Source organism: Pirellulales bacterium, from assembly GCA_019636335.1.
Classification (GTDB): Bacteria; Planctomycetota; Planctomycetia; order Pirellulales; family JAEUIK01; genus JAHBXR01.
The window spans coordinates 1-6,868 of record JAHBXR010000053.1; the positions used below are offsets into that span (position 1 = coordinate 1).

General features: G+C 63.3%; 5 protein-coding genes. 2 read left to right on the plus strand and 3 right to left on the minus strand.

The genetic code is table 11. From position 1 onward, the window contains the following. Positions 1–74 precede the first annotated feature (74 nt). On the plus strand, positions 75–1,589 hold the full coding sequence (locus KF708_24805; protein ID MBX3415925.1) for a hypothetical protein: 1,515 nt from the start codon (positions 75–77) through the stop codon (positions 1,587–1,589). Positions 1,590–1,826: 237 nt separating this feature from the next. Here KF708_24805 and KF708_24810 read toward each other — a convergent pair whose 3' ends face one another. Both KF708_24810 and KF708_24815 read right to left on the minus strand, forming a co-directional pair. Beyond that, the gene (locus KF708_24810) at positions 1,827–3,089 is read right to left on the minus strand and encodes a BBP7 family outer membrane beta-barrel protein (GenBank protein ID MBX3415926.1); all 1,263 of its coding nucleotides are present in this window, start codon (positions 3,087–3,089) and stop codon (positions 1,827–1,829) included. Positions 3,090–3,545: 456 nt separating this feature from the next. Further along, positions 3,546–4,394 carry a ParA family protein gene (locus KF708_24815; protein ID MBX3415927.1) on the minus strand — a complete coding sequence of 283 codons (849 nt, stop codon included), beginning with the start codon at positions 4,392–4,394 and terminating at the stop codon, positions 3,546–3,548. 139 nt (positions 4,395–4,533) lie between these two features. Here KF708_24815 and nagB point away from each other — a divergent pair, with 139 nt between their 5' ends. Continuing rightward, positions 4,534–5,322: a glucosamine-6-phosphate deaminase gene (nagB, locus tag KF708_24820; protein MBX3415928.1), complete on the plus strand. Its 789-nt coding sequence runs from the start codon at positions 4,534–4,536 to the stop codon at positions 5,320–5,322. 69 nt (positions 5,323–5,391) lie between these two features. Here the strand turns inward: nagB and KF708_24825 are convergent, their stop codons facing one another. Next, entirely contained in the window at positions 5,392–6,759 is a 1,368-nt protein-coding gene (locus tag KF708_24825) for a PQQ-binding-like beta-propeller repeat protein (protein ID MBX3415929.1), read from the minus strand. Positions 6,760–6,868 lie beyond the last annotated feature (109 nt).

Sequence of the window (6,868 nt, forward strand, 5' to 3'; positions counted from 1 at the left end):
CCTTCTCCCCTTTTTAGGCTTGAAGCTGCTTTTATGGTGACAAACGCTACGGCCGAGTCCCGGAGTACCTGATCATGGCGACCCTCTGTCTGCGGACGCTTGTTGCCCTGTGTTTTGCCGTTCCAACGATGGAACCCTTCGCCATCGAAGTCGTCGATGCCACGACCGGGCGTGGCGTGCCCCTCATCGAACTCGAAACGGTGAACAACCAGCGGTTCGTCACCGATAGTCACGGGCTGGTGGCAATCACCGCGCCCGACTTGTTGGGAAAGGAGATCTACTTTCACGTCCGCGGCCACGGCTACGAGTTTCCCGCCGATGGATTCGGTTTTCGGGGGCGCAAGCTCGAACTGACTCCCGGGGGGGACGCACGTCTGGAGATCGATCGCCGCAATATCGCTGAGCGACTCTACCGCGTCACGGGCGGAGGCATCTATCGCGATACCGTATTGCTTGGACGCGCGGCCCCCATCGAGCAACCGCTGCTGAACGCGCAGGTTTTCGGCTCGGACAGCGTCGTGTGCGACGTCTATCGGGGCAAGATCCACTGGTTCTGGGGCGATACGAATCGGCCCAGCTATCCATTGGGGAATTTTCACGTGCCGGGCGCCACCTCGGTACTGCCGGCCAACGGGGGATTGAGGCCTGCCGTCGGGATCGATCTCCAATACTTCGTCGGCGAAGACGGTTTTGCCCGACCCACGGCACAACTTCCCGGCGAAGGGCCGACGTGGATCGGTTCCCTCACCGTACTTAAGTCAGAGGACGGCAGCGAGCAGATGTTCGCCCACTACGTCAAAGTGCGCAAGTTCCTCGAGGTCTACGAATGGGGACTCGTCCGTTTCAACGACGAGACGAACACGTTCGACAAGGTCGTGGCCTTCGCCTTGGATGGCCCGGTTCAGCCCATCGGCGCGCACACGTTTCAACATGTTGACGACAGCGGGGTGAACCACGTCTACTTCGCCCACCCCTATGCATTCCAGCGCGTGAAGGCCGACGCAGCGTCGCTGGCCGATCTGGCGCAGTACGAGGCCTTTACCTGTCTGTTGCCCGGCTCGACCCTCAAGGAGCCGCGGCTCGATCGCGCGGCCGACGGCACATTGAATTACCAGTGGCGCCACGACGCGCCCGCGCTCGACCGCGCTACCGAGCAGCGTTTGATCCGCCAGCAGCAGATCAAGCAAGACGAAGCCCGTTTCGTCTTTCGCGACGTGGAGTCAGGACGAGACGTCGTCGCGCATCGTGGCTCGACCTACTGGAACGAGCACCGCCGCCGCTGGGTGATGATCTTCGGCGAGCTCGGCGGCACCACGTCGAACCTGGGCGAAATCTGGTACGCCGAAGCAGACGCGCCGACGGGTCCCTGGACCGAAGCCCGCCAGATCGTGACGCACGACAAGTACTCGTTCTACAACCCGAAGCACCATCCGTTCTTCGATGAAGAGGGAGGCCGCGTGATCTACTTCGAGGGGACGTACACGCAGAGCTTCGGCGCCGCGCCCGTGCAGACGCCGCTGTACGACTACAACCAGATAATGTACCGGCTCGACCTGGCCAATCCGCGGCTCAAGCTGCCGCCTCGATAAAAGGTCGCCCCGGGCAATGCCCGGGAGACCGGACCGCCACGGAATCCTTCCATCAAAGCCCTGGAAGCGCGCAACAAACCTAAGGGCACTCGCCAAACATCCGCCATTGGCTGAAGCCCACGCCACCCCCAGTGCCCCGCCCTGCTTTAGAGGGGAACATTAAAAATCCAGGCCGCGACCGGCACTTGCCGATCACGGCCTGGGAGGGAATGACTCGTTTCGAGCGAACGCTGCGGTTTAGTAGTTAAACCACAGGCCGGCCGTCGCACCGTGGACGACGAGCGAGCTATCCGACTCGATGCGTTCCATCTCGGGGTAGTCGTTGAGGAACGGGGGAACCTGGTCGTCCGACAACGCGATGCCCGTCGCCGCCACCACGCGGTAGCCGACAAAGGCCGTGATGCAGCGCGAGAAGCGATAGTTCACACCGAGATCGATTTCGGTGAGGAACGACACGTCGTTCTTCTTCGCGTTGATATCGAAGCCCGGAGCACCATTCTGCTGGAGCAGGTACAGCGACTGGTTCTGGGTCATGTAGTTGTTGTAGATACCGAACTTCGGCGTGGCGAAGATGCTCAAGCGATCGGTGAGCTGCAGGTTGGCGTACGCCCCCAACTGGGCACCGATCAGGTTGTTATCGACGTTCACGTCGTAGAAGGCCGTATTTTCCGCATCGCCGTAGGTGAAGCCGTTGCGGACGGCGCTGAAGATCAGGTGATCGCGGAACTTGAACCAGCGGATACCGGCCAACCAGCTCACATTGAAGGTGCGGTTGGTGCTGAAGACGGGGTATTCGATCAGGTTCAACTCGACGTTGTGTACTTCGTTGGCGCGCGTCAGGCGATGCTCGGGCGAGCCGTCGAAGTAGTCGTCGGCCATGCCCACGCCCAACGGATTGAGCGACATGTAGATCGGCGTGTTGTAGTAGCCGCCGGTCAGGGTCGCCTGGTCATTCATCGGGCCGAGACCCCAGTAGCTGAACTGGATCGCCGGCATGCTGCAGCCGTCGCCGCAGCCGCAGAAGGCGCGGCCGAAGGTGAAGCCGCCGCCGCCGCCCCAGTCGTCCGACACATCCTGGCCGTTGAGCAACTGGTCGTCGAAGTTGGTCGAGTTGGCGCTGAACCAGGTGCGGTTCGGCTTGCTGCGGGTCATGACCAGGCCGTAGGCCGAGCCGAACCACAGCGAACGGGGCGCTTCGCAGCATTGTTGGCAAGTGTCACAGCACTCGGAGCTGAGCGCTTCGTCGAACTTGTTCTCGTGGACCGGAGCCGGAGGAGCCGGCTGCTCGGTGGGATCGTAGTAGCCCGCCGGCGCTGTGTACGATTGCGTCGCGGGATAGCCGGACGTGGGGGCCTGCTGCGCGGTGAACCCATACTGTCCGACAGGGGCCGGCACCGCCAGGTACGAGGGGGCTGCCCCACCTTGCTGTGCAGGCGCGCTGGCCGCGGCGCCCAACACGCAGGCGGCCGCCGCCCAAGACAAAGGCGCGAAGATTCTCATCGATACCGACTCCTTTCGGGAAGACCCGCCAAGTTCGCTGGCGCCGGCACAACCGTGCGGTTTGTGTCGGGGAACGCCCCCGCGCTAAGCGCCGCGTGAGCGAGCCTCCTATGGCAAAATTCCGTTCCAGTGCTTCCCATCGTCGCCACCGCACTCGTGAATACGAGATTTCAGCGGCGCGGCGCAAAACCCATTCCTACGGCAACACCGGAAGCGTGCAGGCGGTACCATCCGACGATTCGGAACATGGCCGGCGGCAACCTTGATACGATCCGTGCGCACGGCGGGCCGAAAGCGCGAAACAGGGCCTGAAATCAGGCCCTGCGAGCGGAAAAGGAAGTGCGCCGCTTAAGACGCACAGCGACACTACGGCCGTTGAAGACGGCATAAATTGACAGACACGCGCTTGCCTTTCGCGGCGCAATGCCTAGCTGCCGCACGACCCGCATAGCCGGACTACGAAGTGAGACCCGACGCGGCTGGTTCCTCGGCCGTCGAGGCGGAGCTTTCCGCCGGACCAGGCTCGAGAAAGATCTCGTGCGCGAGCGCCAAATAATCGGCCGCACCGTTCGAGTCGGCCGCGTAGTCGAAGATCGATTGCCCAAAGCTGGGCGCCTCGGCCAGGCGGATGTTCTTGCGAATCCGTGTCTGGAACAAGACCGCTTGCGACCAGGGCGAGCGCTGCTCGCGCCCGTGGGCCAGAAAATCTTCGATGTCCTGCCCCACTTCGGCGGCCAGCTTCGTGGCGCCGTCGTACATGCACAGTACGATGCCCGTGACGCGCAGACGCGGATTGATGCGCTGCCGCACCAACTCGACCGTTTCGAGCAGTTTGCCCAGCCCGTGCAAGGCGAGAAAGTGAGGCTGGAGCGGGATGATCACCTCGTCGACGGCCGACAAGGCGTTGAGCGTCAGCACGCCCAACGAGGGGGGGCAGTCGACGAGCAGCAGATCGAAATCCTCGCGGTCGTCGCGCAGCTTGTCGCGGAGAATCATTTCGCGGCCAACGACCCCCGCCAGCTCGACCTCGGCCGCCGCCAGATCGATGTGCGAGCCGACGACCCAGAGCTGGTCGGAGACGCGGCAGCGCACGTCGGCCAACGACGCCGAGCCGGTCAGGACGTCGTAGATCGAGCGATCGTCGCGGCCGGGGGCGATGCCCAGGTGCAGCGTGGCGTGCGCCTGCGGATCGAGATCGAGCACGCAAACGCGGCGGCCGAGCGCCGATAGTGCCGCGCTCAGATTCACCGAGGTGGTCGTCTTGCCGACGCCCCCCTTTTGATTGATGATTGCAATGGTCCGCATCGGAGCTCCGTCGCCGATCGGTGGCCGGCATTCCCCAACGTCCCACCCTCGGGCACGTCGGCAGCGGCCAAACGCCGCAATTATAGACCCGACGGCTCCAAACGTCCTAGCCAGCTTTCATCCCCGGAAAACAGCCTCTATGCGCGTGATCGTCGAGAAAGATGCCGAATCCGTGGCCCGCCGTGGGGCTCGTTTCGTGGCCGAAATCGTCCGCCGCCGTCCCACCTGCGTGCTGGGGCTGGCCACCGGCGGGACCGTCGTTGGGTTGTACCGCGAGCTGATCCGCCTGCACCGCGAAGGGGGGCTCGACTTCTCGCGCGTCGCCAGCTTCAATCTCGACGAGTATGTCGGCCTCGACCCGACCCACCCGCAAAGTTACCGGCATTTCATGCAGGAGAACCTCTTCGATCACCTCAATATCGACGTGCGCAACACGCACGTGCCCGACGGCCGCGCGCTCGACTTCGACGCCCACTGCGAGCAGTACGAGCGGATGATCCGCGACGAAGGGGGGATCGACTTGCAGTTGCTCGGCATCGGCAGCGACGGCCACATCGCCTTCAACGAGCCGGGCTCGTCGCTGGGGAGCCGCACCCGGCTGAAGACGCTGACCTCCGAAACCGTACGCGACAACGCCCGCTTCTTCGGCAGCGAGGAAGAGGTTCCTCGCTGTGCGATCACGATGGGCGTGGGCACGATCCTCGAATCGCGCCGCTGCCTGCTCCTGGCCTGCGGGGCATCCAAGGCCAAAGCCATTGCCGCCACGATCGAGGGGCCGGTCACCGCCCAAGTGACGGCCAGCGCCCTGCAGTTGCATCGCGACGTGGTCTGCGTCGTCGACGAAGCGGCCGCCGGCTCGCTCGCTCGCCGCGAGTATTACCGCCAGGTCGAAGAGGCACAGGCCCGCTACCAACCCGATCGTGCCTAGCAGTCCGTTGAAAAACTCAACAGACTGCTAACAGGCTGCGGGGCCGATCTCCGATCTCCGAGCTTTCCGCTACTTGCTCCCCACCGCCGTCGGCGCCGCCCCGGCCGCGATGCAGTAGAGCCGCGCCGCCGTGCGGATCAACAGTTTGTCTCCCACGATCACGGGCGTGGCCATGCACATGTCGTCTTCCTGCAATGCGTTCGTGGAGAGCACCTCGAACTCGGGGCCGGTCTTGAGGACGAAGGTCACGCCATCCTCGTTGACGCAGTAGATCTTGTCGCCGTAGGTCCAGGGAGAGCTGGTGAAGGCGCGTCCCTCGGGAATGCGCTTGCGCGGATAGACCGGCTCGCCGGTCTTGGCGTGGAACGAGGCCATGAGACCGCGATCGTAGAGCACGTAGATCTGCTCGCCGACGATGATCGGCGTGGGGTGATACGGCCCTGCCTTCGGCTGGTACCAGGCCAGGTGCGGACTGAGCGCGGCCCCTTTCTCTTCGCTGGGAGTAAGGTCTCCTTCGGCGCCCGGCTTGATCACGTACATCGGGTTCTCGCCCCAAGCGACGTGCCCCGAGGTGAGGTACAAATTGCCGAAGCGCTCGAACGGGGTGGGGATCGCCAGGATCGAGCGCCCCTTGATCTGCCACAGCAACTTGCCCTCGAGATCGTACGAGCGGGCATAACCAATCGACGAGACAACCAACTCCGTACGCTCGGGCGTTTCCCAAATAAAGGGCGTCGAGTAGTTGGTCTTCTCCTCGCGCGGAACGCGCCACATCTCTTGGCCCGTCTTGGCATCGAGCGCGACCATATAGCTCGATTCCTCGTTGTCGTTCACGATATAGACACGCCCCTGGTAGACGATCGGCGAGATGCTCGTTCCCCAGCCGTAATTCGTTTCGCGGGCTTCGAACGGCAACGACCAGACCGGCTCGCCATCCATGGTGAAGCAGTACAGCCCCAGGTTGCCAAAGTAGGCGTAGATGCGTTCGCCGTCGGTGGTGGGCGTTTCGGAGGCGAGCGTGTTCTTGATGTGGTGAGGCTTGGGGGGCACGCCCGAATGACAGAGGCGCTCCCACAGCAGGCTGCCCGAGTCGAGGTCGTAGCAGAGGACCTTCCACTCGTGAACGCTCTTGTCGACGGGATACTTGTTGGCGTCGAGATCCTCGAGGTAGAGCCCCTTCTTGGGTTCTTGATTCTCGCCCAACGTGACGCAGGTGGTGAGATAGACACGGTTGCCCCACACGATGGGAGACGACCAGGCCAGCCCCGGCACATCGACCTTCCAACGCACGTTTTCTGTGGCCGACCAGTGGTCGGGGGGCGTCGCCGCATCGGCCGCCACCGGCTCGCGACTCGTCAAGAAGGCCGGCACATTCGTCTCGGCCAGGCAGACCGGCGAAGAGCAGGCGATGGCAAGTGCGGCGAATGCGATACGCATCGAAGTCGAAAGCCTTGAGGAATTGGAGGAATTGAATGAGAGGAGGAGATCGATTGTTGCCCTCGCCAGTGCTTCGCACTTGGGATGCATCTCTTCCCCTCGTGTCGTT